31 protein-coding genes and 1 pseudogene are annotated in these 24480 nt (G+C 61.3%); 19 read left to right on the top strand and 13 right to left on the bottom strand.

The window, feature by feature from the left end:
• Nucleotides 1–5: 5 nt before the first annotated feature.
• Together ahpC and QMX97_RS04275 are read right to left on the bottom strand one after the other, a co-directional pair.
• On the bottom strand, nucleotides 6–569 hold the full coding sequence (ahpC, locus tag QMX97_RS04280) for an alkyl hydroperoxide reductase subunit C (RefSeq protein WP_010210361.1): 564 nt from the start codon (nucleotides 567–569) through the stop codon (nucleotides 6–8).
• A 133-nt stretch (nucleotides 570–702) separates the two neighbouring features.
• Nucleotides 703–1635: a site-specific integrase gene (locus QMX97_RS04275; protein ID WP_282396146.1), complete on the bottom strand. Its 933-nt coding sequence runs from the start codon at nucleotides 1633–1635 to the stop codon at nucleotides 703–705.
• Between the two features lie 170 nt (nucleotides 1636–1805).
• Between QMX97_RS04275 and QMX97_RS04270 the strand changes: the two genes are divergently transcribed.
• On the top strand, nucleotides 1806–2813 hold the full coding sequence (locus QMX97_RS04270; protein WP_282396145.1) for a DNA-binding protein: 1008 nt from the start codon (nucleotides 1806–1808) through the stop codon (nucleotides 2811–2813).
• Here QMX97_RS04270 and gorA read toward each other — a convergent pair whose 3' ends face one another.
• Both gorA and galU read right to left on the bottom strand, forming a co-directional pair.
• A complete protein-coding gene (gene gorA / locus QMX97_RS04265; RefSeq protein WP_282396144.1) occupies nucleotides 2814–4172 on the bottom strand; it encodes a glutathione-disulfide reductase in 1359 nt (452 codons plus the stop codon). It abuts the gene before it with no gap.
• A 105-nt stretch (nucleotides 4173–4277) separates the two neighbouring features.
• Entirely contained in the window at nucleotides 4278–5117 is an 840-nt protein-coding gene (gene galU, locus QMX97_RS04260) for a UTP--glucose-1-phosphate uridylyltransferase GalU (RefSeq protein ID WP_003173830.1), read from the bottom strand.
• 309 nt (nucleotides 5118–5426) lie between these two features.
• Between galU and QMX97_RS04255 the strand changes: the two genes are divergently transcribed.
• Both QMX97_RS04255 and QMX97_RS04250 read left to right on the top strand, forming a co-directional pair.
• The gene (locus QMX97_RS04255) at nucleotides 5427–5612 is read left to right on the top strand and encodes a hypothetical protein (RefSeq protein WP_016969599.1); all 186 of its coding nucleotides are present in this window, start codon (nucleotides 5427–5429) and stop codon (nucleotides 5610–5612) included.
• 144 nt (nucleotides 5613–5756) lie between these two features.
• A complete protein-coding gene (locus tag QMX97_RS04250; RefSeq protein WP_065905447.1) occupies nucleotides 5757–6038 on the top strand; it encodes a hypothetical protein in 282 nt (93 codons plus the stop codon).
• A gap of 11 nt (nucleotides 6039–6049) precedes the next feature.
• On the opposite strand, the gene QMX97_RS04245 is transcribed toward QMX97_RS04250, so the two are convergent.
• From QMX97_RS04245 to QMX97_RS04230, 4 genes are all read right to left on the bottom strand, one after another.
• On the bottom strand, nucleotides 6050–6280 hold the full coding sequence (locus QMX97_RS04245; RefSeq protein ID WP_065905448.1) for a hypothetical protein: 231 nt from the start codon (nucleotides 6278–6280) through the stop codon (nucleotides 6050–6052).
• Nucleotides 6281–6358: 78 nt separating this feature from the next.
• Nucleotides 6359–7273 (bottom strand): c-type cytochrome, encoded by a 915-nt coding sequence (locus QMX97_RS04240; RefSeq protein ID WP_282396141.1) that lies wholly within the window; start codon nucleotides 7271–7273, stop codon nucleotides 6359–6361.
• Complete coding sequence (locus QMX97_RS04235) at nucleotides 7270–7917, bottom strand: c-type cytochrome (RefSeq protein WP_282396140.1); 648 nt, start codon at nucleotides 7915–7917, stop codon at nucleotides 7270–7272. The genes QMX97_RS04240 and QMX97_RS04235 overlap by 4 nt, the downstream gene beginning before the upstream one ends.
• A gap of 163 nt (nucleotides 7918–8080) precedes the next feature.
• Entirely contained in the window at nucleotides 8081–8431 is a 351-nt protein-coding gene (locus QMX97_RS04230; RefSeq protein WP_065905451.1) for a hypothetical protein, read from the bottom strand.
• A gap of 212 nt (nucleotides 8432–8643) precedes the next feature.
• Here QMX97_RS04230 and QMX97_RS04225 point away from each other — a divergent pair, with 212 nt between their 5' ends.
• From QMX97_RS04225 to ada, 4 genes are all read left to right on the top strand, one after another.
• Complete coding sequence (locus QMX97_RS04225; RefSeq protein WP_065905452.1) at nucleotides 8644–8946, top strand: DUF1883 domain-containing protein; 303 nt, start codon at nucleotides 8644–8646, stop codon at nucleotides 8944–8946.
• A 25-nt stretch (nucleotides 8947–8971) separates the two neighbouring features.
• Entirely contained in the window at nucleotides 8972–9139 is a 168-nt protein-coding gene (locus QMX97_RS04220; RefSeq protein ID WP_098467678.1) for a hypothetical protein, read from the top strand.
• Between the two features lie 3 nt (nucleotides 9140–9142).
• Complete coding sequence (alkB, locus tag QMX97_RS04215) at nucleotides 9143–9808, top strand: DNA oxidative demethylase AlkB (protein ID WP_106803782.1); 666 nt, start codon at nucleotides 9143–9145, stop codon at nucleotides 9806–9808.
• Between the two features lie 75 nt (nucleotides 9809–9883).
• Nucleotides 9884–10930: a bifunctional DNA-binding transcriptional regulator/O6-methylguanine-DNA methyltransferase Ada gene (gene ada, locus QMX97_RS04210; RefSeq protein ID WP_106803781.1), complete on the top strand. Its 1047-nt coding sequence runs from the start codon at nucleotides 9884–9886 to the stop codon at nucleotides 10928–10930.
• Here ada and QMX97_RS04205 read toward each other — a convergent pair.
• Nucleotides 10927–11517 carry an ABATE domain-containing protein gene (locus tag QMX97_RS04205; protein WP_065905455.1) on the bottom strand — a complete coding sequence of 197 codons (591 nt, stop codon included), beginning with the start codon at nucleotides 11515–11517 and terminating at the stop codon, nucleotides 10927–10929. The two genes, ada and QMX97_RS04205, sit on opposite strands and share 4 nt — an antisense overlap.
• A gap of 174 nt (nucleotides 11518–11691) precedes the next feature.
• Here QMX97_RS04205 and QMX97_RS04200 point away from each other — a divergent pair, with 174 nt between their 5' ends.
• The 8 genes from QMX97_RS04200 to QMX97_RS04165 all read left to right on the top strand — a co-directional run bounded on the left by QMX97_RS04200 (nucleotide 11692) and on the right by QMX97_RS04165 (nucleotide 20031).
• On the top strand, nucleotides 11692–12570 hold the full coding sequence (locus QMX97_RS04200) for an alpha/beta hydrolase (RefSeq protein WP_282396137.1): 879 nt from the start codon (nucleotides 11692–11694) through the stop codon (nucleotides 12568–12570).
• 109 nt (nucleotides 12571–12679) lie between these two features.
• A complete protein-coding gene (locus QMX97_RS04195) occupies nucleotides 12680–13738 on the top strand; it encodes a nitronate monooxygenase (RefSeq protein ID WP_120448672.1) in 1059 nt (352 codons plus the stop codon).
• A gap of 119 nt (nucleotides 13739–13857) precedes the next feature.
• The gene (gene modA, locus QMX97_RS04190; protein ID WP_065905458.1) at nucleotides 13858–14616 is read left to right on the top strand and encodes a molybdate ABC transporter substrate-binding protein; all 759 of its coding nucleotides are present in this window, start codon (nucleotides 13858–13860) and stop codon (nucleotides 14614–14616) included.
• Nucleotides 14617–15297 carry a molybdate ABC transporter permease subunit gene (gene modB, locus QMX97_RS04185; RefSeq protein WP_065905459.1) on the top strand — a complete coding sequence of 227 codons (681 nt, stop codon included), beginning with the start codon at nucleotides 14617–14619 and terminating at the stop codon, nucleotides 15295–15297.
• Between the two features lie 5 nt (nucleotides 15298–15302).
• Nucleotides 15303–16382, top strand: coding sequence for a molybdenum ABC transporter ATP-binding protein (gene modC / locus QMX97_RS04180; protein WP_282396136.1), 1080 nt, complete (start codon nucleotides 15303–15305; stop codon nucleotides 16380–16382).
• A 78-nt stretch (nucleotides 16383–16460) separates the two neighbouring features.
• A complete protein-coding gene (locus QMX97_RS04175) occupies nucleotides 16461–17510 on the top strand; it encodes a DNA topoisomerase IB (RefSeq protein ID WP_065905461.1) in 1050 nt (349 codons plus the stop codon).
• Between the two features lie 124 nt (nucleotides 17511–17634).
• On the top strand, nucleotides 17635–19257 hold the full coding sequence (locus tag QMX97_RS04170) for an ATP-binding cassette domain-containing protein (protein ID WP_282396135.1): 1623 nt from the start codon (nucleotides 17635–17637) through the stop codon (nucleotides 19255–19257).
• A gap of 69 nt (nucleotides 19258–19326) precedes the next feature.
• Entirely contained in the window at nucleotides 19327–20031 is a 705-nt protein-coding gene (locus tag QMX97_RS04165) for a YoaK family protein (protein ID WP_201144577.1), read from the top strand.
• A 145-nt stretch (nucleotides 20032–20176) separates the two neighbouring features.
• Here QMX97_RS04165 and QMX97_RS04160 read toward each other — a convergent pair whose 3' ends face one another.
• The 4 genes from QMX97_RS04160 to QMX97_RS04145 form a co-directional block, all read right to left on the bottom strand.
• The gene (locus tag QMX97_RS04160; RefSeq protein ID WP_065905463.1) at nucleotides 20177–20530 is read right to left on the bottom strand and encodes a hypothetical protein; all 354 of its coding nucleotides are present in this window, start codon (nucleotides 20528–20530) and stop codon (nucleotides 20177–20179) included.
• 198 nt (nucleotides 20531–20728) lie between these two features.
• The gene (locus tag QMX97_RS04155; protein WP_213553144.1) at nucleotides 20729–21040 is read right to left on the bottom strand and encodes an AzlD domain-containing protein; all 312 of its coding nucleotides are present in this window, start codon (nucleotides 21038–21040) and stop codon (nucleotides 20729–20731) included.
• Nucleotides 21037–21732, bottom strand: a complete 696-nt coding sequence (locus QMX97_RS04150) for an AzlC family ABC transporter permease (protein ID WP_065905465.1) — start codon at nucleotides 21730–21732, stop codon at nucleotides 21037–21039. The genes QMX97_RS04155 and QMX97_RS04150 overlap by 4 nt, the downstream gene beginning before the upstream one ends.
• A gap of 71 nt (nucleotides 21733–21803) precedes the next feature.
• Nucleotides 21804–22019, bottom strand: a complete 216-nt coding sequence (locus tag QMX97_RS04145; protein WP_025856028.1) for a hypothetical protein — start codon at nucleotides 22017–22019, stop codon at nucleotides 21804–21806.
• Nucleotides 22020–22198: 179 nt separating this feature from the next.
• Between QMX97_RS04145 and QMX97_RS04140 the strand changes: the two genes are divergently transcribed.
• The 4 genes and pseudogenes from QMX97_RS04140 to QMX97_RS04125 all read left to right on the top strand — a co-directional run.
• Nucleotides 22199–22555, top strand: a complete 357-nt coding sequence (locus QMX97_RS04140) for a metalloregulator ArsR/SmtB family transcription factor (protein WP_065905466.1) — start codon at nucleotides 22199–22201, stop codon at nucleotides 22553–22555.
• Between the two features lie 19 nt (nucleotides 22556–22574).
• Nucleotides 22575–23858, top strand: coding sequence for an arsenic transporter (locus QMX97_RS04135; protein WP_282396130.1), 1284 nt, complete (start codon nucleotides 22575–22577; stop codon nucleotides 23856–23858).
• Nucleotides 23859–23870: 12 nt separating this feature from the next.
• Nucleotides 23871–24356, top strand: a complete 486-nt coding sequence (locus tag QMX97_RS04130) for an arsenate reductase ArsC (RefSeq protein WP_282396129.1) — start codon at nucleotides 23871–23873, stop codon at nucleotides 24354–24356.
• A 6-nt stretch (nucleotides 24357–24362) separates the two neighbouring features.
• Nucleotides 24363–24461: pseudogene (locus QMX97_RS04125) on the top strand (arsenical resistance protein ArsH); the annotation flags it as partial.
• Between the last annotated feature and the right edge of the window lie 19 nt (nucleotides 24462–24480).

Here is a 24480-nt window from a genome sequence, read left to right as displayed (position 1 = left end):
CAGACTTAGATCTTGCCGACCAGGTCCAGGGATGGAGCCAGGGTGGCTTCGCCTTCTTTCCACTTGGCTGGGCACACTTCGCCTGGGTGGGCAGCAACGTACTGGGCAGCCTTGATTTTGCGCAGCAGCTCGGAAGCGTCACGGCCAACACCACCGTCGTTCAGCTCAACGATCTTGATCTGACCTTCTGGGTTGATCACGAAGGTGCCACGGTCTGCCAAGCCAGCTTCTTCGATCAGCACGTCGAAGTTGCGCGAGATGGTCAGGGTTGGGTCGCCGATCATGGTGTACTGGATTTTGCCGATGGCTGGCGAGGTGTTGTGCCAGGCAGCGTGGGCAAAGTGGGTGTCGGTGGAAACGCTGTAGATTTCGACGCCCAGTTTCTGGAATTCGGCGTAGTTGTCAGCCAGGTCTTCCAGTTCGGTTGGGCAAACGAAGGTGAAGTCGGCTGGGTAGAAGAAGACTACCGACCATTTGCCTTTCAGGTCAGCGTCCGACACGTCTACGAAGTTGCCGTTTTTGTATGCGGTAGCTTTGAACGGTTTTACTTGGCTGTTGATGATAGGCATCGTTGACTCTCCGTCAGGGGTTAAAAAGTTGATGAGGTGAATCCTACCCACCTTCTCGGCGGTTGGCTCATTGGCAAACCTGATGCTGACGATTGGTTTTCCCTATCAGGTAACTGTATTAATAGAAGAAATCTCAAAGCAGCGGTTGCGTCGCCAGGGTCATGCCGAGAAAGGGCGTCGCTTCAACATAGCGCATGGCAGATTTCATGTCGCTCCAACCGACGTAACTCATCAATGACTTCAAGTCCCAGCCGCTGCGATGCGCCCAGGTAGCAAAGCCGCGCCGCAGCGAGTGGCTGGTGTACTGCTCAGCAGGCAGGCCGGCGCGCTCCAGCGCCTGGCGCAATAGTGGAATCACACTGTTGGGGTGCAAGCCCTCCTCGCCCAGGTTGCCCCAGCGATCAATCCCGCGAAACACCGGACCACGCACCAGGGCCGAGGCGCTGAGCCATTCGCTGTAGGCCTGCACCGGGCACAGGCGTAGCAGCGCCGGGGTCTGGTAGGTTTTGCCGAGGTTGTCGCGGTCGCTTTTACTGCGGGGCAGATACAGGCTGATCCCCGCACCGGGCGTGGCGCGTACGTGTTCGATCTGCAGGCGGCACAGCTCATCGCTGCGAAAGCCGCGCCAGAAGCCCAGCAGGATCAGCGCGGTGTCGCGCTTGGCGCGCAGCAGGCGCGGCTGATCCTGATCGGCGCTGGCGCGGGCAGCCTCGGCTTCGAGAGACGCGACCACCTGCTCCAGTTGCTGGAGCTGCAGCGGCTCAGCCTGCTTTTCCTGCGCAGGGTGCACGGCGCGGATGCCCTTGAGCACCTTGCGCACTACCGGCGCCTTGGTCGGGTCGGGAAACCCCTGGCTGGTGTGCCATTGCGCCAACGCCGAGAGCCGCAGCTTCAAGGTGTTGACTGCCAGCACCCCGGCATGCGCCACCAGATACCGCGCGACGCTGTCACTGGTGGCCGGCAGGAACCCGCCCCAACTCACCTCGAAATGCTCGATCGCCGCGCGATAGCTGCGGCGCGTGTTATCGCGGGTCGCCGCGTTGAGGTAACGATCCAGATCGCTCATGCAGGGCCTATTCGTACGGCTATGGGGTGTGTCGGCAACCAAAACGGCTATGACACGGGATAATACGCCAATATCCCATCCGTTAAATCATGAATTTAAAGGCGATTTCATTCATGTTATAGTACGTATATACATACTACATACCACAGTACTAAATCGACGGAGACCCCATGGCTCGCGGCGGCATCAACAAAGCAGTAGTTCAAACGGCACGCCTGGCAATCCTCGCCCGTGGCGAAAACCCCAGCATCGATGCAGTACGCATCGAAATGGGCAATACCGGCTCGAAAACCACGATTCATCGCTATTTGAAGGAGCTGGACGACAGTGAAAGCCGCCTCACCATTACCGAGGCGCCGATTGATGACGAGCTTGGCGAGCTGGTCGCGCGCCTGGCCCAGCGCCTGAAAGACAAGGCCCAGGAGCCCATCGACCTGGCCTTGGCGCAGTTCGAGCAGCAGAAAACCGCCCTGCTCGCCCAGGTAGAGGCACTTGAAGAAGCCCAAGGCCAGCTCCAGCAGCAATTTGATATCCAGGCCGCCGCCCTGGCGGAAGAAAGCGCAGCCCTGCAAACCGCCAGCACCAGCCTGCAGACCGAGCAAACCCGCAACGCCGGGCTCAGCCAGGCCTGCAGCGATTACGAGCTACGCATCAATGACAAGGACGAACAGATTCGTTCACTGGAAGAAAAGCACCTGCACGCCCGCGATGCGCTGGAGCACTACCGCAACGCCATCAAGGAGCAGCGCGAACAGGAACAGCGCCGCCACGAGGGCCAGCTGCAACAACTGCAAGCCGAATTGCGCCAGGCCCAGCAAAGCGCCATGGTGCGTCAGGATGAAATCACCCAGTTGCACCGCGACAATGAGCGGCTATTGATCGAGCACCGGGTCACGGCGAAGGAGCTGAGCGCCTTGCAGGAGCAAAGCCGCAAGGATCAGGCTCGACAGCTCGCGTTGAGCGAACAGGTCAGCCTGATTGATAGCGAACGCACGCTGCTGCAAGAGCGTTTGCGCGTAGCCGTGCTGGAAAGCCAGTCACGCCAGGACGCGCTGACCGAACAGCAACACAACCATAAAACCCTGGAACTGGGCCTGATCAAGGCCCAGGCGACGATAGAGGCGTTGCGCCTGGCCGCCGTCGTTGCGACGACGCCAGAGGCAACACCCAACGCCTGATCAGTTGGCCACAGGCGTGCGCATGGTGACGAATTCTTCCGCCGCCGTAGGATGCACGCCGATGGTCTCGTCGAAATGCTGCTTGGTCGCGCCCGCCTTGAGCGCGATCGCCAGGCCCTGCACGATTTCCCCGGCATCCGGACCGACCATGTGGCAGCCCAGCACCTTGTCGGTGTCGGCATCGACCACCAACTTCATCAGGGTTTTCTCCTGACAATCGGTCAAGGTCAGCTTCATCGGACGGAAGCGACTTTCAAAGATCTGGACCTTACGCCCCTTGTCCCTGGCCTCCTCTTCGGTCAGGCCAACGGTGCCGATGTTGGGCAGGCTGAACACCGCCGTCGGAATCATCGCGTAATCCACCGGGCGATACTGCTCAGGCTTGAACAAGCGCCGCGCCACGGCCATGCCTTCGGCCAGGGCCACCGGCGTCAGTTGTACGCGACCGATCACATCGCCGATTGCCAGGATCGATGATTCAGCGGTCTGGTACAGGTCGTCGACTTCGACAAAGCCCCGCTTGTCGAGCTTCACCGCGGTGTTCTCCAACCCGAGGTTGTCCAGCATCGGGCGGCGGCCGGTGGCGTAGAACACGCAATCAGCTTCCAGTACACGGCCGTCTTTCAGCGTCGCCTTGAGGCTGCCATCAGGCTGTTTGTCGATGCGTTCGATGTCGGCATTGAATTGCAGATCCAGGCCGCGCTTGGTCAATTCTTCTTTCAGGTGCGTGCGCACCGAACCGTCGAAGCCGCGCAGGAACAGGTCACCGCGGTACAGCAGCGTGGTCTGCGCACCCAAACCATGGAAAATCCCGGCGAACTCGACGGCAATGTAGCCACCGCCCACCACCAGCACGCGCTTGGGCAGCTCTTTGAGGAAGAACGCTTCATTCGAACCGATTGCGTGCTCACGGCCGGCAATCTCCGGAATCTGCGGCCAGCCACCGGTGGCGATCAGGATGTGCTTGGCGGTGAAGCGCTCGCCATTGATTTCCACCTGGTGCGGATCCACCAGGCGCGCATGCCCTTCATGCAGCGTCACGCCACTGTTGACCAGCAGATTACGGTAGATGCCGTTGAGGCGATTGATCTCGCGGTCCTTGTTGGCGATCAGCGTCGCCCAATCAAAGTTCGCCTCACCCAGCGACCAGCCGAACCCGCTGGCTTGCTCGAAATCCTCGGCAAAGTGTGCGCCGTAGACCAGCAGTTTTTTCGGCACGCAGCCGACGTTAACGCAGGTACCGCCCAGGTAGCGGCTTTCCGCCACGGCCACCTTGGCGCCAAAGCCCGCAGCAAAACGCGCCGCGCGAACACCGCCGGAACCGGCGCCAATTACATACAGGTCAAAATCGTAGGCCATTTCACTCTCCTCGGCAGGACATCAGCATACCGACTTACATGGGGCTGAAAAACGAAAAAGCCACCCGAAGGTGGCTTTTTTAGAACAGGCGACGCTAACCGTGAATCAGTAAGCCTTGCCAGTCTTGTAGAAGTGCTCGTAGCAGAAGTTGGTCGCCTCGATGTAGCCTTCAGCGCCACCGCAGTCGAAACGCTGGCCTTTGAATTTGTAGGCAATCACGCAACCGTCTTTGGCTTGCTTGAGCAGGGCGTCGGTGATCTGGATCTCGCCGCCTTTGCCTGGCTCGGTTTCTTCGATCAACTTGAAGATGTCCGGGGTCAGGATGTAACGACCGATGATCGCCAGGTTCGAAGGCGCGTCTTCCGGTGCTGGTTTCTCAACCATGTCGCGAACGCGGATCAGGCCATCACCAATGTCGTCGCCGGCGATAACGCCGTACTTGTTGGTTTCGGTCGGGTTCACTTCCATGACTGCAACGATGGTGCAGCGGTACTTCTGGTAGAGCTTGACCATCTGGGTCAGCACACCGTCGCCTTCCAGGTTGACACACAGGTCATCCGCCAGGACCACGGCGAACGGTTCGTCACCGATCAGCGGGCGGCCAGTCAGGATGGCGTGGCCGAGGCCTTTCATCTGGGTCTGACGGGTGTAGGAGAACGAGCACTCGTCGAGCAGTTTACGGATACCGACCAGGTATTTTTCCTTGTCGGTGCCCTTGATCTGGTTTTCCAGCTCGTAGCTGATGTCGAAGTGGTCTTCCAGCGCGCGCTTACCACGGCCAGTCACGATGGAGATTTCGTTCAGACCGGCATCCAGTGCCTCTTCGACGCCGTACTGAATCAGTGGCTTGTTCACCACCGGCAGCATCTCTTTGGGCATGGCCTTGGTCGCTGGCAAGAAGCGAGTGCCGTAACCGGCTGCTGGGAACAAGCATTTCTTGATCATATGGGTCCTTACAAAGGGCTGTGCGTACGAATTCGGCGCAGTCTAATCAGGCCGCAGTCACCTTACAATGGGTCCTGCTGGCGTTGCGATGTCAACATAGAGAAAAAATGTCAGCGTAAGTTCCGCTTATCTTACGAAGAGCGTTATCACCAACACGGCAAAAACTGCCTGCACCTTGTCGTCACCAAGGCCTGCAACCTTTTTAGCACGCTTTTCAACCCGTAACACTGACCTAGAATAACTTGCGCTGACCCGCGACATTTGGCGCTATCATTAGACCCTTGAACCAGACCACGAGATTCTTAATAGATGTCAGAACCAAAAGGCGTGAACGGCTACTTGATCACTCAGCGAGCGGATGGCTGGCACTTGATCAACTTCCACGGGGACAGCGTCGCAGGGACGTTCGCGACCGAGCGTGAAGCGATTGCGGTAGCCGAAGTGTTTGTGGACGAAGCTGGCCACGCGTCGAGCAAGCGCCCCAAAGGCAAGTAAGGCTCGCGACACGACCAGAAGCCCCGTTGAACGGGGCTTTTTTGCGATTGTCTGTACCTAGATGGCAGATCGCTATAATCTGCCGAAAACGCCCAACGACACTGTCAGCGCGCCCCTCCCAACACCCTTTGACGACGAACCCACATGAACAAGATCCTGGCACTGATTGCGGTACTGGCGCTGGCCGGCTGCACCACCACCTCTGACGTCTACCTGAAAAACGGTGAACAAGGCCTGACCATCGACTGCTCCGGCGAGGCCAACTCCTGGGCCAGTTGCTACGAAAAGGCTGATGCGTCCTGCGCCGGCACCGGCTACCGCATCGTCGGTACCGAAGGCACCCCTGCGCTGAGCGAGGACGACAAGACCCTGGGCAAGGATGTCGGCAACTTCAAGAGCCGCAGCGTCGTGGTGGTGTGCAAGTAGGCACGCGTGCCCTACATGTGGATTTCGGCGAACTTGATGCCCAGGCCGCGAATGGTCTCGATCAGGTCATCCAGGCGCTCGAATGACTCGACTTCATCCTGATCATCGACCAGGAAGAAACTGCGCCCGCCGCTTTTCTTGAAGAATACGATCCACTCGCCCAGGTCGGCGGGATTCTGGATGACATGGGTGGCCGAGATCTGACCCTCGGCGTGGTGAGCTCTGACGTGTTCGCGCTTCATGAGATTATTTCCAGGAAAAGACCAATGCCGCGCAAACCCAGAGGTTGCGCGGCATTTTTGCAGTGAATGGCCGACAGTTTAACGGATGCCCTGCCCGATCAGCACGCCATCTACGGTTTGCCCGTAGAGATTGACCCCATCATTGGCATGAAACTTCACCCGGGTTTTCTCCACCGAACCCTCGATCAGCCGCGGGTCCTGCGGACGTTCATGGCTGTTGACGTAGGCCGCCACATCCCACGCCTGCTGATCGCTCAGGCTGCCGCCCTTGCCCAATGGCATGTTGTGCTTGATGAAGGACGCCGCCGTGTTGATTCGGTGCATGCCCGCGCCCCAGTTGTAGGAATCCTTACCCCAGAGCGGCGGCATCACGTAGCTCTCACCGACTTTTTGCCCTTGCCCTTCGGCGCCATGACACACCGCACACTGCCCTTTGTACACCTGGGCGCCCTGCGACAGGTCGTAACCTTTGGCCGGTTGCGCCACGTCGGGATAGCCGCGCCCCGGCAACTCGACGCCCAAGGGCGCCTTGCTGGCCAACCAATAGGCGTACACCGACAGCGCAGTGATCTCGGGGCTGTCGGCTGCGGGCGGCGTACCACCATTCATGCTGAACTGAAAGCAGCCCTGCAAGCGCTCGGCAAAGGTGTTGACCTTGTCGTTCTTCTTTCGATAGGCCGGGTACATCGGATAAGCGCCCCACAGCGGCGCCGAATTGGCCAGGCGTCCCTGGTCGAGGTGGCAATTGCTGCAATTGAGGCCGTTGCCGACAAACTGTGGCGCGAGCCGCTGGGTATCGACGAACAACGCGTAGCCTTGCCGGACCAGCTTGCCGTAGGCGTTGTCAGGCAGTTCGCTTTCCTGGGGTGGCTGGAAAGGCGCGGCTGGCGGGTGGGCGGTCGCCGTTTGAAGTTGCGACTGGTCTTCCATGGCGATGGTCGCGGCATGCGCGGGCAACACGACCAGCATTCCGAGCAACATAAAGGCTTTCATGGCTTCACCTCCGGGCTGAGCGCCGCGAAATACTCGGCCACGCTCTGTACCTCGTCTGCCGTCAGCGATTTGGCGATGTGTCCCATCAGATCATTCGGATCGTTGTGTCGGGTGCCGCCCTGCCAAGCCAACAATTGCGCCTTCAGGTAGGCCGCAGGCTGGCCGGCCAACGGCGGAAAGGCATCGCCGACCCCGCTGCCGGCCGGTCCATGACAACTGACACAAGCCGGAATCTGCCGCTCCCATGCGCCCTGCAGGGCGAGTTTCTGCGCGGGGTTGCTCGGCATTTCGCTGCGATGCGCCACGGTCGGCGCAGGCGCAGGCATCGCGGCCAAGGCCTGGCTCACCGCGTCGATTTCCGCGTCAGTCAGGGCTTTCGCCACCGGCTGCATCACCGGATGACTGCGACTGGCGCGCTTGAAGTCTTCCAGCTGTTTACGCAGGTACGCTGCCGGCAAACCGGCCAAGCGGGGAAAGCCCGCAGCCGCCATGCCCAGCCCGTCAGCGCCATGGCAGGCGACACAGGGCATGGCGCCCGGCTGCGATCCTCCCTCGGTAAAAATCTTGTTCCCCTCCAGCGCGTGGGCATTGCCCAACATCAACAGCAGCGCGCTGCCCATCAGCATGCGTTCCAATGACATCATCACGACTCCATTTTTATAGTTATATGCTTAGGCATTTATGGCATAAGCCTACAAATGGTAGGGGAATGAACGCGTAGGAACAACACCCAAAAAAAAGCCTGACGCTGCCAGGGGCAGGGTCAGGCTTTTATCGAATTCGAACTTGCGGGGTAAAGGGCCGGTTTCAGCCGGAAATGCACTCTTCGCCAGCCTTCTTCACGTCACCCGGACGAATAGGCACATTGGACATGCTCTCGTAGAGCTTGATGCTGCTGCCGCTGGAGCGCTCTTCGATCTCGAAAATGGCCGACGGATCCGCCGAGAACTTCTGCGGCACGATGACCTGGACACCGTCCTTATGCGGCTCGATCTGTGGCGGACGGCGCGTGGTGGACAATTTGCGCACGACACAAGCGGCATATTCCTGCGGTTTTTTCCCTGAGATGACAGCCAATGTCGGCGGCGTCTGCTTGATATCTGCAACCGAAGCACACCCACCTATCGCCAAGGCCAGAACCAACACACTCCACTTCATATAAAACCTCCGATAAAGACCCTACGACAGCGGGGATGGTAAATTTCTCCCGCCCAAGTAGGATTTATCCCTGATAACTCGGTAAATAACTGTTTTAAATTGTCGACGCGGTCGAACACGGGCCGATAATAAACGCGCTGGGGCTGATAAACTCCATCTTAACCTACGTATCGTTCTGATTTTTCAGAAAAAGCCCTTCTGGAGACACCCGCATGAAATTCATCCACCAGCGCGAGCACCTCAACGAGGGAGACATTGTCGTCATCGAATGCTCGCAGACTTGTAATATTCGTCTGATGAGTGATGCGAACTTTCGCAGCTTCAAGAATGGCGGCCGCCATACCTACCACGGTGGCGCCTTCGATAAATTCCCTGCCAAGATCACCGCACCGAGCACAGGGTTCTGGAACATTACCCTCGACGTGGTCACGCGCCGCGCGATCAGCGTCACCAAGAAGCCCGCGCTGTCCCACAAGATTCGCATCGTGCGCCGTACCAGTTCGAAACTGAGCTGACCCGTACCCTTTCCAGGAAATGATCGTGACTGCCACTACCAAATACGTCATCAAGTACAAACTCAACGGCGAACGCCGCTTCGAATTCGCGCAACTGCACACCAATAGCGTGGAGGAAGCCAAACAAGCCCTGGCCAAAATCCACGATGCCAGTGATGAAATCACCGACATCAATGTGAGCAAGGCGCTGTAAGCCATGCCCGGCCCCACCGCCGACCTGTTCGCCGATGACGCCCTGCAGCAACCGGCTGGGCGCGAGCAGATCGGCGAAGAGTCCTACGTCCTTAGGGGCTACGCCCTGCCCTGGATTGAACGACTGCTGCCAGAGCTGCGTCGCGTGCTGGCGCAATCGCCGTTTCGACAGATGGTCACGCCCGGCGGCTTCACCATGTCGGCGGCCTTGAGCAGTTGCGGCGACCTGGGCTGGACCACCGACGCGACCGGCTACCGCTACACCCCCCTCGATCCGCGGAGTCAGCAGCCCTGGCCGTCCATGCCGGAGACCTTGCGCCAATTGGCCATGGAAGCCGCGGCAGACGCCGGCTTCGTCGACTTCAGGCCGGATGCCTGCCTGATCAATCGCTATGTGCCCGGCGCAAAGATGTCCCTGCACCAGGACAAAAACGAACGCCGCTACAGTGAACCGGTGGTGTCGGTCTCCCTGGGGCTGCCAGCGATTTTCCTGTTTGGTGGCCATGAACGCAGCGGCAAGACCCAGAAGATTTCGCTGTTCCATGGCGACGTGGTGGTCTGGGGCGGCGTCGATCGCCTGCGCTTTCACGGGGTGCTGCCGATCAAGGAAGGCGTGCATCCGGTCATGGGCCCGCAGCGCATCAACCTGACCTTTCGCGCCGCCGGATGATTTGACCGCAAGCTTCGGAGTGCCAGGCCGTCGCGGCAGGGCTAATCTGGCCAGAATCCGTCAAGAGTGCCGAGCATGACTACCGAACAAGACCCGCGCTGGGCTGCCATTCTCGCCCGCGACCCGAAGGCTGATGGGCTGTTCGTCTACGGCGTGAAGACCACCGGCGTGTATTGCCGCCCCAGCAGCGCCTCGCGGTTGCCGCGTCCGGAAAATATCGAGTTCTTCGACACTGCCGCGCACGCCGAGGCGGCCGGTTATCGCCCGAGCAAACGCGCGGCCGGCGACCAGACGCAATTGGCCGCGCACCACGCGCAAGTGGTGGCCGATGCGTGCAGGCACATCGAGTCGGCCGACACCGCGCCCAGCCTCAACACGCTGGCGGCGCAGGCCGGCCTCAGCGCTTTTCATTTCCACCGCGTGTTCAAAAGCGTGACCGGCCTGACCCCCAAGGGCTACGCCAGCGCCCACCGCTCACGCAAAGTGCGCGACGGGCTCAAGGGCCAGCATTCGGTGACGGACGCGCTGTACGACGCAGGCTTCAATTCCAACAGCCGCTTTTACGAGTCGGCCAACCGGTTGCTCGGTATGAAGCCCAGCGACTACAAGGCCGGCGGCACCAACAGCGAGATCCTGTTCGCCGTCGGCCAATGCTCGCTGGGCGCCATCCTGGTGGCGCAAAGCACGCGCGGCGTGTGCGCTATTCTGCTCGGAGATGATCCGGACGCACTGGTGCGTGACCTGCAGGATCAATTCCCCAAGGCCAACCTGGTCGGCGCCGACCGCCGTTTCGAGCAACTGATCGCCCGGGTGGTGGGGTTTATCGAGGCACCCGCGCTGGGCCTGGACTTACCGCTGGACCTGCGCGGCACGGCGTTTCAGGAACGGGTCTGGCAAGCGCTGCGCGAGATTCCGGTGGGCAGCACGGCCAGCTATGCGCAGATCGCCGAGCGTATCGGCGCACCCAAGTCGTTTCGTGCGGTGGCCCAAGCATGCGGGGCCAACAGCCTGGCGGTGGCGATCCCCTGCCATCGCGTGGTGCGCAGCAATGGCGATGTGTCGGGCTACCGCTGGGGCGTCGAGCGTAAACGCCAGTTGCTTGCGCGCGAAAGCGAAGTCTAGAGCGACTGGCGCTTGCGAAACTGCGCAACCTTATGCCGATTGCCACACAACGCCATGCTGCACCAGCGGCGCTTGTGGGCTTTGGTGCGATCGTAAAACCACAGCACGCATTCCGGATGTTCGCAGGTACGGATCAGGTTGAAATCCCCACCCACCAGCAAACCCGCAGCCGCCTCGGCAATCGGTGCGAGAAATTGTTCAGCGGTTTGCAGTTTGCGCTGACGCTCCAGCCGCAGTTCACCGGGCGCCGGCCACGCCAATTGCGGATGGCTCACGGCCTTGCGCAGGAAACCGTTGAGGGGCTCGGGGTCGCCTTGCGTACCGGCCTTGCGCTGTTCGAGTAACAGCCGAATCACTTCACGCAACTTCAAGGCCGCCGCGAGCAAAGCCCCGTGTTCGAACGTCGGCACGCGACCCTCCTCGGCCCATCCCAGACGCACCAGCCAGCGCTCGACATCCGCATCGTGTTGCCAGAACTCGAAAGGCTGGCCATCGACATTGGCGCGCGTGTTGAGCATGTCCAGCACCGGGTCATCGGCGAGCACGTAGGGTTCCAGCGGGACGGCAGGGGGTGGGGAAATGGCCATGGTCGATCCTCTTGAGAGCGCTGGAATGGTAACCGCTATTGGCTCGTTAGGATAGTTACTCACGACAAACAGCTAACCCGATAAAACAATTTGACAGGTTACATTTTTAAGCGCAGCTTTTTAACACGGTAACCCGTATATCAATTTTATCAAGTTACAAGAGGCGTACTCACCATGACCACGCATGCCCCAGTTGTTCACTACCATCACGTCGACGTCGATGGCGTACGCATGTTCTACCGCGAAGCCGGCGACCCTGGCGCCCCGGTGATCCTGCTGTTGCACGGTTTTCCCAGCTCGTCGCATATGTACCGCAACCTGATCCCGCTGCTCGCAAGCCGTTATCGGGTGATCGCGCCGGACCTGCCCGGCTTCGGCTTCACCGAGGTGCCGGATGAACGCGAGTACGTCTACAGCTTCGACAACCTGGCGACTACCGTGGGGGATTTTGTCGATGCGTTGGCGTTGAGCCGCTACGCGCTGTACGTCTTCGATTACGGCGCACCGGTCGGCCTGCGCCTGGCAGTCGCGCACCCAGGGCGGGTCAGCGCGCTGGTCTCGCAAAATGGCAACGCGTACCTGCAAGGCCTGGGTGCTGCCTGGGCTCCGATCCAGGCTTACTGGGCCGAGCCGAGCCAGGCTAATCGCGAGGTGATTCGCAATGCGGTAATCAGCCTGGAAGGCACGCGCTACCAATACCTGCACGGTGTAGACCACCCGGAATGGGTTGCCCCCGAGTCCTACATGCTCGACGTGTTGCTGATGCAGCGTCCCGGCAATGACGAAATCCAGCTGGACCTGTTCCTCGACTACCGCAACAACCTCACGCTGTACCCGGCCTTCCAGGCATTCTTCAGGGCCACTCAGGTCCCGACGCTGGTGATCTGGGGCCAGAACGATCCGTTCTTCATCCCGCCTGGCGCCCACGCGTATAAAACCGACAACCCGAACGCGGTAGTCGAACTGCTGGATACCGGCCACTTTGCCCTGGAAACCCATGCCAGCCGTATCGCCGAGCGTATCCATGCCGTCCTGGGGGATGCCATCAACTGATGGCGCACCACGAAACGCCCGCTTCGTCCAGTGAATAAAACAGACTGGCCGGGTGCCAAGGGCCCTGCTAAAACAGCGCAAAGCCTCACTATCGCTGGAGACGCACCCCATGAGCACCTGGCCAGACACGCGCATTCTCGACCTGCTGGGCATCGACGTACCCATCATTCAGGCCCCGATGGCGGGAGCTACCACCACCGCCATGGTGATTGCCGCCAGCAACGCCGGCGCACTGGGCTCGATGCCTGCTGCGGCGCTGAGCATCGAGCAACTGCGCGAGGCTCTGAGCACTATCCGCCAAGCCAGCACGCGCGCACTCAACGTGAATTTCTTCTGCCACCAGCCGCCCCCGGCCGACGCCGCCCGTGACAAACGCTGGAAAGCGCTGCTGGAACCCTACTACCGCGAACTGGGCGCCGATTTCGATGCGCCGACACCGGTGTCCAACCGTGAGCCGTTCAACGAAGCCGCGTGCCAGGTGGTCGAAACGTTTCGCCCCGAGGTGGTGAGTTTTCACTTTGGCTTGCCGGAAAAATCTCTGCTGGACCGGGTAAAAGCCACCGGCGCGAAAGTGCTGTCGTCTGCCACCACGGTTGAAGAAGCGATCTGGCTGGAACAGCACGGCTGCGACGCCATCATCGCCATGGGCATCGAGGCCGGCGGCCATCGTGGGTTGTTTCTCAGCGACGACCTCAATACCCAGATCGGGCTGTTCGCGCTGCTGCCGCAAATCGTCGACGCCGTCAGCGTGCCGGTGATTGCCGCCGGAGGGATTGGGGATGCGCGCGGGATTGTCGCGGCATTTGCCCTCGGTGCATCCGCCGTCCAGATCGGCACCGCCTACCTGTTCACCCCTGAAGCCAACGTCAGCGCCTCCCACCACCATGCATTGCGCACTGCCCAGGCCAGCGAAACCGCATTGACCAACCTCTTCACCGGCCGCCCGGCGCGAGGCATCGTCAACCGCGTGATGCGTGAATTGGGGGCGATCAACCCGGCAGCGCCGGCATTTCCCACGTCCGGCGGCGCGTTGATCCCGCTCAAGGCCAAGGACGAAGCCGGCTTCAGCAACCTGTGGGCGGGCCAGGCGTTGCGCCTGGGCAAGGAAACCCCCACATACGAACTGACCCGCGAACTGGCCGAACAGGCCCTGGCCAAGCTCAACTAGCGGCAACAGCTGAAGCAACTTTGCACTGTACCGGCAATGGCCAACCGCTATATATTCCCATACATAGCGGTTAAGCCTTCTCCCTATAACAAGCCGTACAATCCTCAAGGAGCTGCTTCATGAAGATTCACGCCTCACGCCTGGCCATGCTGGTCGCCGCCCTCGCCTTCGGTTCGGCCCACGCCGATGAAGTCCAGGTGGCCGTTGCCGCCAACTTCACCGCACCGATCCAGGCGATTGCCGCCGATTTCGAAAAAGACACCGGCCACAAGCTGGTCGCAGCCTACGGGGCCACTGGGCAGTTCTACACCCAGATCAAGAACGGCGCGCCGTTCGAAGTGTTCCTGAGTGCCGACGACACTACCCCGCAAAAACTTGAAACCGAAGGCGACACCGTCAAAGGCTCGCGCTTTACCTACGCCGTGGGCACCCTGGCATTGTGGTCGGCCAAGGAAGGTTACGTCGACGCCAAGGGCGAAGTGCTGAAGAAAAACCAATTCAAGCACCTGTCCATCGCCAACCCGAAAGCTGCACCTTACGGCCTCGCTGCGACCCAAGTGCTGGCCAAAGAAGGCCTGACCGACAAGGTCAAGGACAAGATCGTCGAAGGCCAGAACATTACCCAGGCGTATCAGTTTGTCTCCACCGGCAATGCCGAGCTGGGTTTCGTCGCGCTGTCGCAGATCTACAAGGACGGCAAAGTCACCAGCGGTTCGGCCTGGATCGTGCCGGCGTCCCTGCATGACCCGATCAAGCAAGACGCAGTGATCCTCAACAAAGGCAAGGACAGCGCCGCTGCCAAAGCCCTGGTCGAGTACCTCAAGGGCCCGAAAGCCGCTGCGGTGATCAAGTCCTACGGCTACGAGCTGGCCCAGTAAATGCCACTGTCGAGTGCCGATTTTTCCGCTATCTGGCTGACCATCAAACTGGCGTCACTGACCACCGTGATCCTGCTGGTCATCGGCACTCCGATTGCCCTGTGGTTGTCGCGCACCCGCTCCTGGTGGCGCGGCCCCATTGGGGCAGTCGTGGCCTTGCCGTTGGTGCTGCCACCGACGGTGATTGGTTTCTACCTGCTGTTGACGATGGGCCCCCATGGCTACTTCGGCCAGTTCACCCAATGGCTGGGACTGGGTACCCTGACCTTCAGTTTCGCCGGGCTGGTGATTGGCTCGGTGATCTATTCCATGCCGTTTGTGGTGCAGCCGTTGCAGAACGCCTTCTCCGCCATCGGCACACGCCCGCTGGAAGTGGCAGCGACCTTGCGCGCCAACCCGTGGGATACCTTCTTCACCGTGATCCTGCCCCTGGCACGCCCGGGGTTTATCACCGCGTCCATCCTCGGCTTCGCGCATACCGTCGGCGAATTCGGCGTGGTGCTGATGATTGGCGGCAATATCCCCGACAAGACCCGCGTGGTCTCGGTGCAGATCTACGACCATGTCGAAGCCATGGAATATGCCCAGGCCCACTGGCTGGCCGGCTCCATGGTGGTGTTCGCGTTCCTCGTGTTGCTGGCGCTCTACTCCAGCCGTAAATCCAAGATGGGCTGGAGCTGATACCGATGATTGATGTGCGCCTCAATGTGAAATACGCAGGCTTTGCGCTGGACGTGGACCTGCATTTGCCCGGACGCGGCGTGACCGCGTTGTACGGGCATTCCGGCTCCGGCAAGACCACCTGCCTGCGCTGTATCGCCGGGCTGGAGCGTGCCGAAGAGGACTTTGTGCAGATCAACGATGAAGTCTGGCAGGACAGCCGCACCGGGCTGTTCGTGCCGCCGCACAAACGGGCCCTTGGCTACGTGTTCCAGGAGGCGAGCCTGTTTGCGCATTTGTCGGTCCGGGCGAACCTGGAGTTTGGCCTCAAGCGCATCCCGCGCGCGCAGCGGCGGGTCGATATGGCCCAGGCCAGCGAATTGCTCGGGATCAGCCATCTACTGGATCGCCATCCCCAGCACTTGTCCGGCGGTGAACGCCAGCGCATCGGCATCGCCCGTGCATTGCTGACCAGCCCAAGCCTGCTGTTGATGGACGAACCGCTGGCCGCGCTCGACAGCAAGCGCAAAGGCGAGATCCTGCCGTACCTGGAACGCCTGCACGATGAACTGGACATCCCGGTGCTGTACGTCAGCCATGCCCAGGATGAAGTCGCGCGCCTGGCCGATCACATCGTGCTGCTCAGCGACGGCAAGGCCCTGGCTAGCGGCCCGATTGGCGAAACCCTGGCGCGTCTCGACCTGCCGATGGCGCTGGGCGACGACGCAGGCGTGGTCATCAACGGCAGCGTCAGCGCCTACGACGATCATTACCAATTGCTCACGCTGCAACTGCCGGACAGTGCCCAGCACCTGCGCGTGGCGCATGCGCCGCTGGCACTGGGCAAGGCGTTGCGGGTCAAGGTGCAGGCGCGAGATGTGAGCCTCAGCCTGCAAGCCGAGGAAGCCAGCAGCATCCTCAATCGCCTGCCGGTGACGGTCACCCAGGAAATCCCGGCAGACAACAGTGCCCACGTGCTGGTGCGCCTGGAAGCCGATGGCACGCCGCTGCTCGCGCGGATCACGCGGTTCTCCCGCGATCAACTGCAACTGCACCCGGGCCAGCGACTGTGGGCACAGATCAAGGCGGTGGCGGTGCTCGCGTAAAAAACCTTTTGGCACGACCGCAAACGGCTGCGGTCAATCAGGAATACCGGCCTGATCTGTTGCCAAGGAACCTGCACCATGCCCGACTCCGCGCTGCCCGCCGACCTGCCCCGCGACCTGCATTACGTTGATGACACCCAACCCGGCATCCGCCGCAAGCGCCTGCGCGGCAAGTTCCAGTATTTCGATGCCAAGGGCGAACGCATCCAGGATGCCGACGAGATCAAGCGCCTGAACGCCCTGGCGGTGCCCCCGGCCTACACCGACGTGTGGATCTGCGCCGACCCGCGCGGCCATCTACAGGCGACCGGGCGCGATGCGCGTGGACGCAAGCAGTACCGCTACCACACGCGCTGGCGCGAAGTGCGTGACACCGACAAATATTCACGCCTGCAGGAATTCGGCAACGCCCTGCCCAAACTGCGCAAGCAACTCGAAGCGCAATTGGCCGAGCCCGGTTTCACCCGCGAGAAGGTCCTGGCTACCGTGGTGATGCTGCTGGATGCGACTTTGATCCGCGTCGGCAATACCCAGTACGCGCGGGACAACAAATCCTACGGCTTGACCACCCTGCGCAACCGCCATGTCGACATCAAAGGCAGTGAGATCCAGTTCCAGTTTCGCGGCAAGAGCGGCGTGGAGCACCAGGTCAGCGTCAAGGACCGGCGCCTGGCCACAGTGGTCAAGCGCTGCCTGGAGTTGCCGGGGCAGAACCTGTTCCAGTACCTGGACGAGGACGGCGAGCGCCACACGGTCAGCTCGCATGACGTCAACGCGTACCTGCACAGCCTCACCGGCGCCGATTTCACCGCCAAGGATTACCGCACCTGGGCCGGTACCGCGATGGCGCTGGCAGTGCTGCGCGAGTTGGAATGGCAGCCGGAATCCGACGCCAAACGGCATGTGGTGGCGATGGTCAAGGATGTCGCCAAGCAACTCGGCAACACCCCGGCCGTGTGTCGCAAGTGCTATATCCACCCGGCCGTGCTGGAGCATTTCAGCCTGGGTGAACTGTCCCGCCTGCCCAAGCCGCGCCTGCGCAAAGGTTTGAAAGCCGAGGAGGTTGCGCTAGCCATGTTCCTGGAGAAACTGAGCGCCGACTTGCCAGAAAAAGCCAAGGCAGGTTAGGCTTTGCCTCCCTTCTGACGCCCGGGATGACCGCCGACGTGAACTACTAAGCCTTCCAAAATGTATCTGCAACGAGCCGCCTGGCGTGCTTGTTGGCCTGTCCGACATTTTTTTGGAGGTGCTGATGACTGACGTCAACCGGCTGCCCGTCCTGGTTTCACTGCAACACCTGAGCTTCCAATTCGCCAATGGCGAAACCTTGCTGCACGACCTGTCCCTGTCCATCGATCACACCCACACGGGGATCGTCGGGCGCAATGGCCGCGGCAAAAGCATCCTCGCGCAATTGATCGCCGGGGTATTGCCCCCCTCCTCCGGTTCGCTCGACTGTTCGGCTCGCGTGGCTTACGTGCCGCAGGCCGTGGTGGTGAATGCGGGGCAAACCGTCGCCGCTATCACCGGCACCGCCGAGCCCCTTGCGGCCCTGGCGCGTATGGCGGCGGGCGTGGCGCGGGTCGATGATCTTGAGGTGATCGATGATCGGTGGGACCTGGCCGAACGTCTGCGCACCGCCCTGGACGCCGCAGGCCTGGCCGCGCTTGGTTTTGACACGCGCGCCGATCAGCTCAGTGGTGGCCAGCTGGCGCGAGTCGCGGTGATCGGTGCGATGCTCGCGGAACCGCAACTGCTGGTACTCGATGAACCTACCAACCACCTCGACGGCGACGGCCGCACCTGGCTGTTGCAGGTGCTGCAGGCATGGCGCGGCGGCCTGGTGGTGGTCAGCCATGATCGGCAATTGCTCAACACCCTCGGGCGCATCATTGAGCTGTCGCCGCTCGGTACTCAGGTGTATGGCGGCAACTATGCTGCCTATCGCCTGCAGCGCGACACCGAACAGCACGCCGCCATCGCCGCGCTGGAACACGCGCGCCTGGAGCGCAGCCGCGAACGCCGGCGCCTGCAAAAGGATCATGACAGCCTGCAGCGCAATGCCGCGCGCTCGCGCAAACATGCCGAGACGGCCAATGTCGACCGCTTTACCAAGGCGCGCTGGAAAGGCGCCGCCACCGAAATCGTCAGTACCGTGCGCAGGGCGCATCACGCGCACAAAAGCGAGCTGGATGATCAGGTGCGCGAGGCCTACGCGCGCGTCGAGGACGAAACACCGACCCTGCTGGCCTTGCCCGGCTCGGCAGTACCCAATGGCCGCCGTGTGATTGCCTTGGCCGAGGTTCAATTACCCTGGCTGGCACAGCCGGCGCTGACACTCGATTTGATCGGGCCGGTGCGCGTGGCGGTGCAAGGACCGAACGGCTGTGGAAAATCCACTTTGCTCAAAGTGCTGGCAGGAATGTGGCAGCCGGTCAGGGGCGAATGTTCAGTGCCGGTACCCAGCGCCTACATCGACCAGCATCTGGCGCTGCTCGACGACCAACGCTCGATCATCGACCAACTCAACCTGCTCGACACCCCCTTGGCCGAAGCCCAGTTGCGCACGCGCCTGGCCTTGCTGCAACTGGATGCATTACGGGTCACCCAGCCGGCCGGTCAACTCAGCGGCGGCGAGCGCTTGAAGGCCGCGATGGCGATTGCCCTGTGGCGAGCAACGCCCGCGCAGCTGCTGTTGCTCGACGAGCCTACCAACCACCTTGACCTGGAATCGGTGCTCGCCTTCGAGCAGGCGCTGCAGGGGTTCGACGGGGCGATGCTGGTGGTCTCGCATGACCCGGCGTTCGTGCAGGCAATCCGGCCGACGCATCATTTACGCTGGCAGCCGGAGGGGTGGCGCCTGGAGAGTGTCTGAGGTCATTGCATGGCGCCGCAAAGCGTCCTACGGTAGTGGCCGGATAATCTCACCGAGGAACCCGGCCCCATGCTGCCTTCGCCGCGCAAGCCCTTCGCCAATGCCGCACTCGCCCATCAACAGCGCTGGCGGGGTCGCGTCGGCCTGATGCTGGTGGCCAGCCTGTCGGTACTGGCGGGCATGACCGACGCCATCGGCTTCATGGCCAGCGGTGACTTTGTGTCGTTCATGAGCGGCAACACCACGCGCCTGGCGGTGGCGATCAGTGCCGGCGATCTCGGCTTGACCGCACGCCTGCTGTTGCTGGTTGCGACATTCGTGGTGGGCAATGCCTTGGGCGTGGTGGTCAGCCGCCTCAGCCGGCGGCATGCCTTGCCTTTGCTGTTGTGCATTGCCGCCCTGCTCTGCGGCGGCGCGCTGCTGCCCTTCGCCGACACGTTGCCCGCGCTGCTGGCGGCGATCATCGCGATGGGCATGCTCAATGCGGCAGTGGAAGAGGTCAACGGCTTGCCGGTGGGCCTCACCTACGTCACCGGAGCGCTGTCACGCTTCGGGCGTGGTCTGGGTCGCTGGATGCTCGGCGAACGCCGCAACGGCTGGCGGGTGCAACTGATTCCATGGGCGGGGATGTTTATCGGCGCGGTGATTGGCGCGCTGCTGGAACAACAGCTGGGCCTGCGGGCGCTGTGGGTCAGCGGCGCATTGGCGGGGGTGCTGGGGTTGGTGTCGCTGAAGATTCCCCGTCGCTGGCACCTGGGTTTTATGCCGCGCTAAGGGTTGAAAGGATGCTCGCCCGACGTTTAGGCCTCGACGTCCGTGTACTGGTAAAGAGCCATCATGTCGGGCGAGCGCGTGCATCATAAGCGAATGTCCGGCGGCTGTCCCGCCGGGCGATTCCTAAAAGCACTAAGGCAATGGATTACAGACAGGTCGCGAGGGCCGCCAGGCGGCGTTTGGCCGGCATGTTGTCTTGCGCTGCGTAGTACTTGACGGTCGATCCGGCGCCGGCGCTCAGCACGTCGACAAAGTAATCGCCAGCGGTGGTGTAGACGGTAAAACCACCCGCTCCGGTGGGCTCCTTGAAGCCGCCGGCGTCGACGCCAAACACACTTTCATCCTGCCAACCGAACTGAATGCACTCGGCAACAACCAGGGTGGCCTTGTCCGAGGTCATGGTCTTGTAGGGGTTGCCGGCGCGCGCCTCTTTCATCTTCGAGCCCGCGCAACCGGCCAGGGCGGCCAGTACCAATGCGCCTATTACGACCTTGTGCATGCCATCGTTCCTTGGAAAAAAACGCGACTCTACCATTAGCGGAACCGTCGAGGCGAAAGCCAGGCAGAAACCTGCCCCGCACGCAGCATGAATTTAGTTTCACTGTGAGGGGCGATCGCGCCGCCTATAGTCGGCAGGCTCATTTTTAAGAAGTCTCCCTTCTGCCCGCTCTCCCGCGGGCTTTTTTTCGCCTGTGCGTCAGAGCCACCAACGAAACAGGTAGAACAACGCCATGCTCAGCAGCACGGTGATCAATACGTTACGCGTCCAGAACATCAGCCCTACCGCGCAGATGGCTGCCAGCAGGTAAGGGTTGGCCGGACTCAGGTTGAGCTGGTGGTCAGCGAGAAAAATGATCGGCCCGCAGATCGCCGTGAGCATGCCCGGCACCGCAAACCCCAGGAACTCGCGCGCCCCGCGATTGAGGCGCACCGGCAAGCGCGGCTCGATAAACAGGTAACGGTTGAGAAACACCACCAGGCCCATGGCCACAATCATCAGGTAGATCATCGCTGCCCTACTCCCAGGCGTTTGCACACAAAACCGGCACTCATGCCCAGCACGCCGGACACCACCACCGCCGATTCCCAGTGCAGGAAGCTCAACCACACTGAACACAACAATGACACGGCCACACAGACCACCGTCGGCACGTCGCGCACCACCGGCGTGATCAAGGCAATAAAGGTCGCGGCAATCGAGAACTCCAGGCCCAGTTGATCCAGGCCGGGGATGCTTTTGCCGAGCACGATGCCGGCCAGGGTGAACAGGTTCCAGGCGATGTAGAACGTCAGGCCGACCCCCAGCGCATACCAGCGATTGAAGGTTTCGCGGTCGTAGTGGCTGACCAGGGCGAAGAATTCGTCGGTCAACAGAAAGCCCAGGCTCATGCGCCAGCGGCTTTTAAGCGGGGAAATAATCGGGCGCAGGTGCATGCCGTAGAGCAAGTGCTGAGATGTCAGCAGCAGCGTGGTGAGCACGATGGAGATCAGGCTGGCGCCGCTCTTGACCATGCCGATGGCGACCAACTGCGCCGCGCCGGCAAACACGATGGCCGACAAACCTTGGGCTTGCAGTGGGGTGAATTGCGCATCGATGGCCATCGAACCGGCCAGCAAGCCCCAGGGCGCACAGGCCAGGGACAGGGGAATGACGGCGATCGCGCCGCGAGCGAAGGCGTAATGAGGTAAGGCAGTAGGCATGGAGACGGCTCATCGACAGACAGTCGACAAGCATGCCAGCGCAACCAGGGGCTTGTCTTGAACGATCTTGCTCAGGCCAGGCGTACCGACACCTGCTCCACCGAATCCCGCGCTTCGCGCAGTTCGTGGGCATCCTGGTTGAGGCGGTGGATGGTATTGAGCAGACGTTGGCGCAGGACTTCATCGCCGAGTTTTTCGACGGCACGCATCAGGTCGAACGCCGCGGTTTCGTTATTTTCCGCGACGGAATCCAGGGTCTTGCGCAGGTTGCGAGTGGCACGGGTCACGCGGGGTCATCCTTCATCAGCAATGGGCAGGCACTTTAGGACATTCTTGTTTCATTTTAATTTCAAACACTTGTGGCTGATTTCCGCGGATTTGATCCACGTCAATTGAAACAAGGTTTGACCTAAATATATGGATATCCGTATATTCGTATTTCCATATATTAAAAACAGGCCTGCGCATGTCGGACCTCTTCTCTCCACCCACATTGTTCAAATGCCTGGCTGACGCTACCCGCGCGCGCCTGACGTTGTTGATCCTGCGCGAAGGCGAACTTTGCGTCTGCGAACTGATCCATGCCTTGGACGACAGCCAGCCAAAAATTTCCCGCCACCTGGCGCAACTGCGCAGTTGCGGGCTGGTGCTGGATCGTCGCCAGGGCCAATGGATCTACTACCGCCTCAACCCGGCGCTGCCTGGCTGGGTGACCGAGGTGTTGCAGACCACCCTGCAAGCCAACCAGACCTGGTTGCACAGCGACGCACAACGCCTGGAAGCAATGGGCGACAGACCACAACGGGCCAGCGCCTGCTGCTGAGCCAACGGAGCGTTTATTCATGCTTGTCGCAGTTGCTATTTTTATCCTCACCATCGTGCTGGTCATCTGGCAGCCCAAGGGCCTCGGCGTGGGCTGGAGTGCCACGCTGGGCGCGATCCTGGCCCTGGCCTGCGGCGTGATCAGCCTGGCCGACATCCCGGTGGTGTGGCACATCATCTGGAACGCCACCGCCACGTTTGTCGCACTGATCATCATCAGCCTGTTGCTCGATCAAGCCGGCTTCTTTGCCTGGACCGCCTTGCATGTGGCGCGCTGGGGCCGTGGACGCGGCCGGCGCTTGTTTGCCTATATGGTGCTGCTCGGTGCCCTGGTCTCGGCGTTGTTTGCCAACGACGGCGCGGCGCTGATCCTCACGCCGATTGTGATGTCGATGCTGCTGGCGCTGCGTTTTTCCCCGAGCGCGACCCTGGCGTTTGTCATGGGCGCAGGCTTTATCGCCGACACAGCGAGCCTGCCGCTGGTGGTGTCGAACCTGGTGAACATCGTCTCGGCGGATTATTTCAAGATCGGCTTCAACGAATACGCCGCCGTCATGGTGCCGGTGAACCTTGTCAGCGTCGCGGCGACCTTGGCGGTGCTGCTGTGGTTTTTCCGCCGCGACATCCCGCAAACCTACGACCCGGCTGACCTGGAAGACCCTGCGAGTGCCGTGCACGACCGCGCCACCTTCCGCGCCGGTTGGTGGGTGCTGGGCATCCTGCTGGTCGGTTGCTTTGCCCTCGAACCGCTGGGCATTCCGATCAGTGCCATCTCGGCGGCGTGCGCCGTGCTGCTCCTGGTGATTGCCGCCAAGGGCCACAAGATTTCCACGCGCAAAGTACTCAAGGAAGCGCCCTGGCAAATCGTGATCTTCTCCCTGGGCATGTACCTGGTGGTTTATGGCCTGCGTAATGCCGGGCTCACCACCTACCTGGCGACCTGGCTGGATACCTTTGCGCAGCACGGCGTATGGGGCGCCGCCATGGGCACGGGCGTGCTGACCGCGTTGTTGTCGTCGGCGATGAATAACCTGCCGACGGTGTTGATCGGCGCGCTGTCCATCGAGTCCAGCCATGCCGTGGGCGTGGTCAAGGACGCGATGATCTACGCCAACGTGATCGGCAGTGACCTGGGTCCGAAGATCACCCCGATCGGCAGTCTCGCCACGTTGTTGTGGCTACACATCCTGGCGCGCAAAGGCATCACCATCACCTGGGGCTACTACTTCAGGGTCGGGATCGTGCTGACCCTGCCGGTGCTGTTGATCACCCTCGCCGCCCTCGCCTTGCGCCTGAGTCTTTGAAGGAATCGAGCCATGAAAGTCCTGTTCATGTGTACCGCCAACAGCTGCCGCAGCATCTTGTCCGAAGCCGTGTTCAATCACCTGGCGCCGCGCGGCTTTGCAGCGATCAGCTCCGGCAGTTTCCCCAAGGGCCAGGTGTTGCCACGCAGCCTCGGCACGTTGCAGGCGGCGGGCATCAGCACCGAGGGGCTGTACAGCAAAGGCAACGAGGCCTTTGAAGGCAGCCCGCCGGACGTGGTCATCACCGTGTGTGACAAAGCCGCTGGCGAGGCCTGCCCGGTGTATTTCGGGCCGGCGGTGAAGGCGCATTGGGGTCTGGAGGATCCCTCCGACGTGCAAGGCGATGAAGCCTCGATCCAAGCCGCATTCGATGCCACGCTGGCGATTATCGCCACACGCTGCCGTGCATTGTTCGCCCTGCCTGTCGCCGACCTCAGCCCTGCTGACCTGAAAACACAACTTGAGCGCATTGCGCAGTTGTCACCGCAGAACCCATGAGCCCCCTTGCCAAACCTGGATGTATCGCTGCTCCCGCCCGGCCCACTGGATTCGACCCAGGCCCCGCGCATCCTGCTGCTATACGGGTCGACCCGCGAACAATCAACGGTCGATTTGAACCGCG

Origin of the sequence: Pseudomonas sp. PS01298, assembly GCF_029959745.1 — a bacterium.
Lineage (GTDB): Bacteria > Pseudomonadota > Gammaproteobacteria > Pseudomonadales > Pseudomonadaceae > Aquipseudomonas > Aquipseudomonas aylmerensis.
The sequence above is the reverse complement of the archived record's forward strand: the minus strand, read 5'-3'. Positions and strand labels throughout refer to the sequence as shown.

Coding starts and splice junctions, on each gene's coding strand:
- ada (WP_106803781.1), top strand. CDS start 9,884: ATGACTACCGAACAAGACCCGCGCTGGGCTGCCATTCTCGCCCGCGAC.
- QMX97_RS04230 (WP_065905451.1), bottom strand. CDS start 8,431: ATGAAGTGGAGTGTGTTGGTTCTGGCCTTGGCGATAGGTGGGTGTGCT.
- QMX97_RS04205 (WP_065905455.1), bottom strand. CDS start 11,517: ATGGCCATTTCCCCACCCCCTGCCGTCCCGCTGGAACCCTACGTGCTC.
- QMX97_RS04130 (WP_282396129.1), top strand. CDS start 23,871: ATGAAAGTCCTGTTCATGTGTACCGCCAACAGCTGCCGCAGCATCTTG.
- QMX97_RS04175 (WP_065905461.1), top strand. CDS start 16,461: ATGCCCGACTCCGCGCTGCCCGCCGACCTGCCCCGCGACCTGCATTAC.
- QMX97_RS04275 (WP_282396146.1), bottom strand. CDS start 1,635: ATGAGCGATCTGGATCGTTACCTCAACGCGGCGACCCGCGATAACACG.
- QMX97_RS04225 (WP_065905452.1), top strand. CDS start 8,644: ATGAAATTCATCCACCAGCGCGAGCACCTCAACGAGGGAGACATTGTC.
- QMX97_RS04200 (WP_282396137.1), top strand. CDS start 11,692: ATGACCACGCATGCCCCAGTTGTTCACTACCATCACGTCGACGTCGAT.
- gorA (WP_282396144.1), bottom strand. CDS start 4,172: ATGGCCTACGATTTTGACCTGTATGTAATTGGCGCCGGTTCCGGCGGT.
- QMX97_RS04195 (WP_120448672.1), top strand. CDS start 12,680: ATGAGCACCTGGCCAGACACGCGCATTCTCGACCTGCTGGGCATCGAC.
- QMX97_RS04160 (WP_065905463.1), bottom strand. CDS start 20,530: ATGCACAAGGTCGTAATAGGCGCATTGGTACTGGCCGCCCTGGCCGGT.
- QMX97_RS04135 (WP_282396130.1), top strand. CDS start 22,575: ATGCTTGTCGCAGTTGCTATTTTTATCCTCACCATCGTGCTGGTCATC.
- alkB (WP_106803782.1), top strand. CDS start 9,143: ATGCCCGGCCCCACCGCCGACCTGTTCGCCGATGACGCCCTGCAGCAA.
- modA (WP_065905458.1), top strand. CDS start 13,858: ATGAAGATTCACGCCTCACGCCTGGCCATGCTGGTCGCCGCCCTCGCC.
- QMX97_RS04235 (WP_282396140.1), bottom strand. CDS start 7,917: ATGATGTCATTGGAACGCATGCTGATGGGCAGCGCGCTGCTGTTGATG.
- QMX97_RS04140 (WP_065905466.1), top strand. CDS start 22,199: ATGTCGGACCTCTTCTCTCCACCCACATTGTTCAAATGCCTGGCTGAC.
- QMX97_RS04240 (WP_282396141.1), bottom strand. CDS start 7,273: ATGAAAGCCTTTATGTTGCTCGGAATGCTGGTCGTGTTGCCCGCGCAT.
- modB (WP_065905459.1), top strand. CDS start 14,617: ATGCCACTGTCGAGTGCCGATTTTTCCGCTATCTGGCTGACCATCAAA.
- QMX97_RS04150 (WP_065905465.1), bottom strand. CDS start 21,732: ATGCCTACTGCCTTACCTCATTACGCCTTCGCTCGCGGCGCGATCGCC.
- ahpC (WP_010210361.1), bottom strand. CDS start 569: ATGCCTATCATCAACAGCCAAGTAAAACCGTTCAAAGCTACCGCATAC.
- QMX97_RS04250 (WP_065905447.1), top strand. CDS start 5,757: ATGAACAAGATCCTGGCACTGATTGCGGTACTGGCGCTGGCCGGCTGC.
- QMX97_RS04170 (WP_282396135.1), top strand. CDS start 17,635: ATGACTGACGTCAACCGGCTGCCCGTCCTGGTTTCACTGCAACACCTG.
- QMX97_RS04270 (WP_282396145.1), top strand. CDS start 1,806: ATGGCTCGCGGCGGCATCAACAAAGCAGTAGTTCAAACGGCACGCCTG.
- QMX97_RS04245 (WP_065905448.1), bottom strand. CDS start 6,280: ATGAAGCGCGAACACGTCAGAGCTCACCACGCCGAGGGTCAGATCTCG.
- modC (WP_282396136.1), top strand. CDS start 15,303: ATGATTGATGTGCGCCTCAATGTGAAATACGCAGGCTTTGCGCTGGAC.
- QMX97_RS04255 (WP_016969599.1), top strand. CDS start 5,427: ATGTCAGAACCAAAAGGCGTGAACGGCTACTTGATCACTCAGCGAGCG.
- QMX97_RS04165 (WP_201144577.1), top strand. CDS start 19,327: ATGCTGCCTTCGCCGCGCAAGCCCTTCGCCAATGCCGCACTCGCCCAT.
- galU (WP_003173830.1), bottom strand. CDS start 5,117: ATGATCAAGAAATGCTTGTTCCCAGCAGCCGGTTACGGCACTCGCTTC.
- QMX97_RS04155 (WP_213553144.1), bottom strand. CDS start 21,040: ATGATCTACCTGATGATTGTGGCCATGGGCCTGGTGGTGTTTCTCAAC.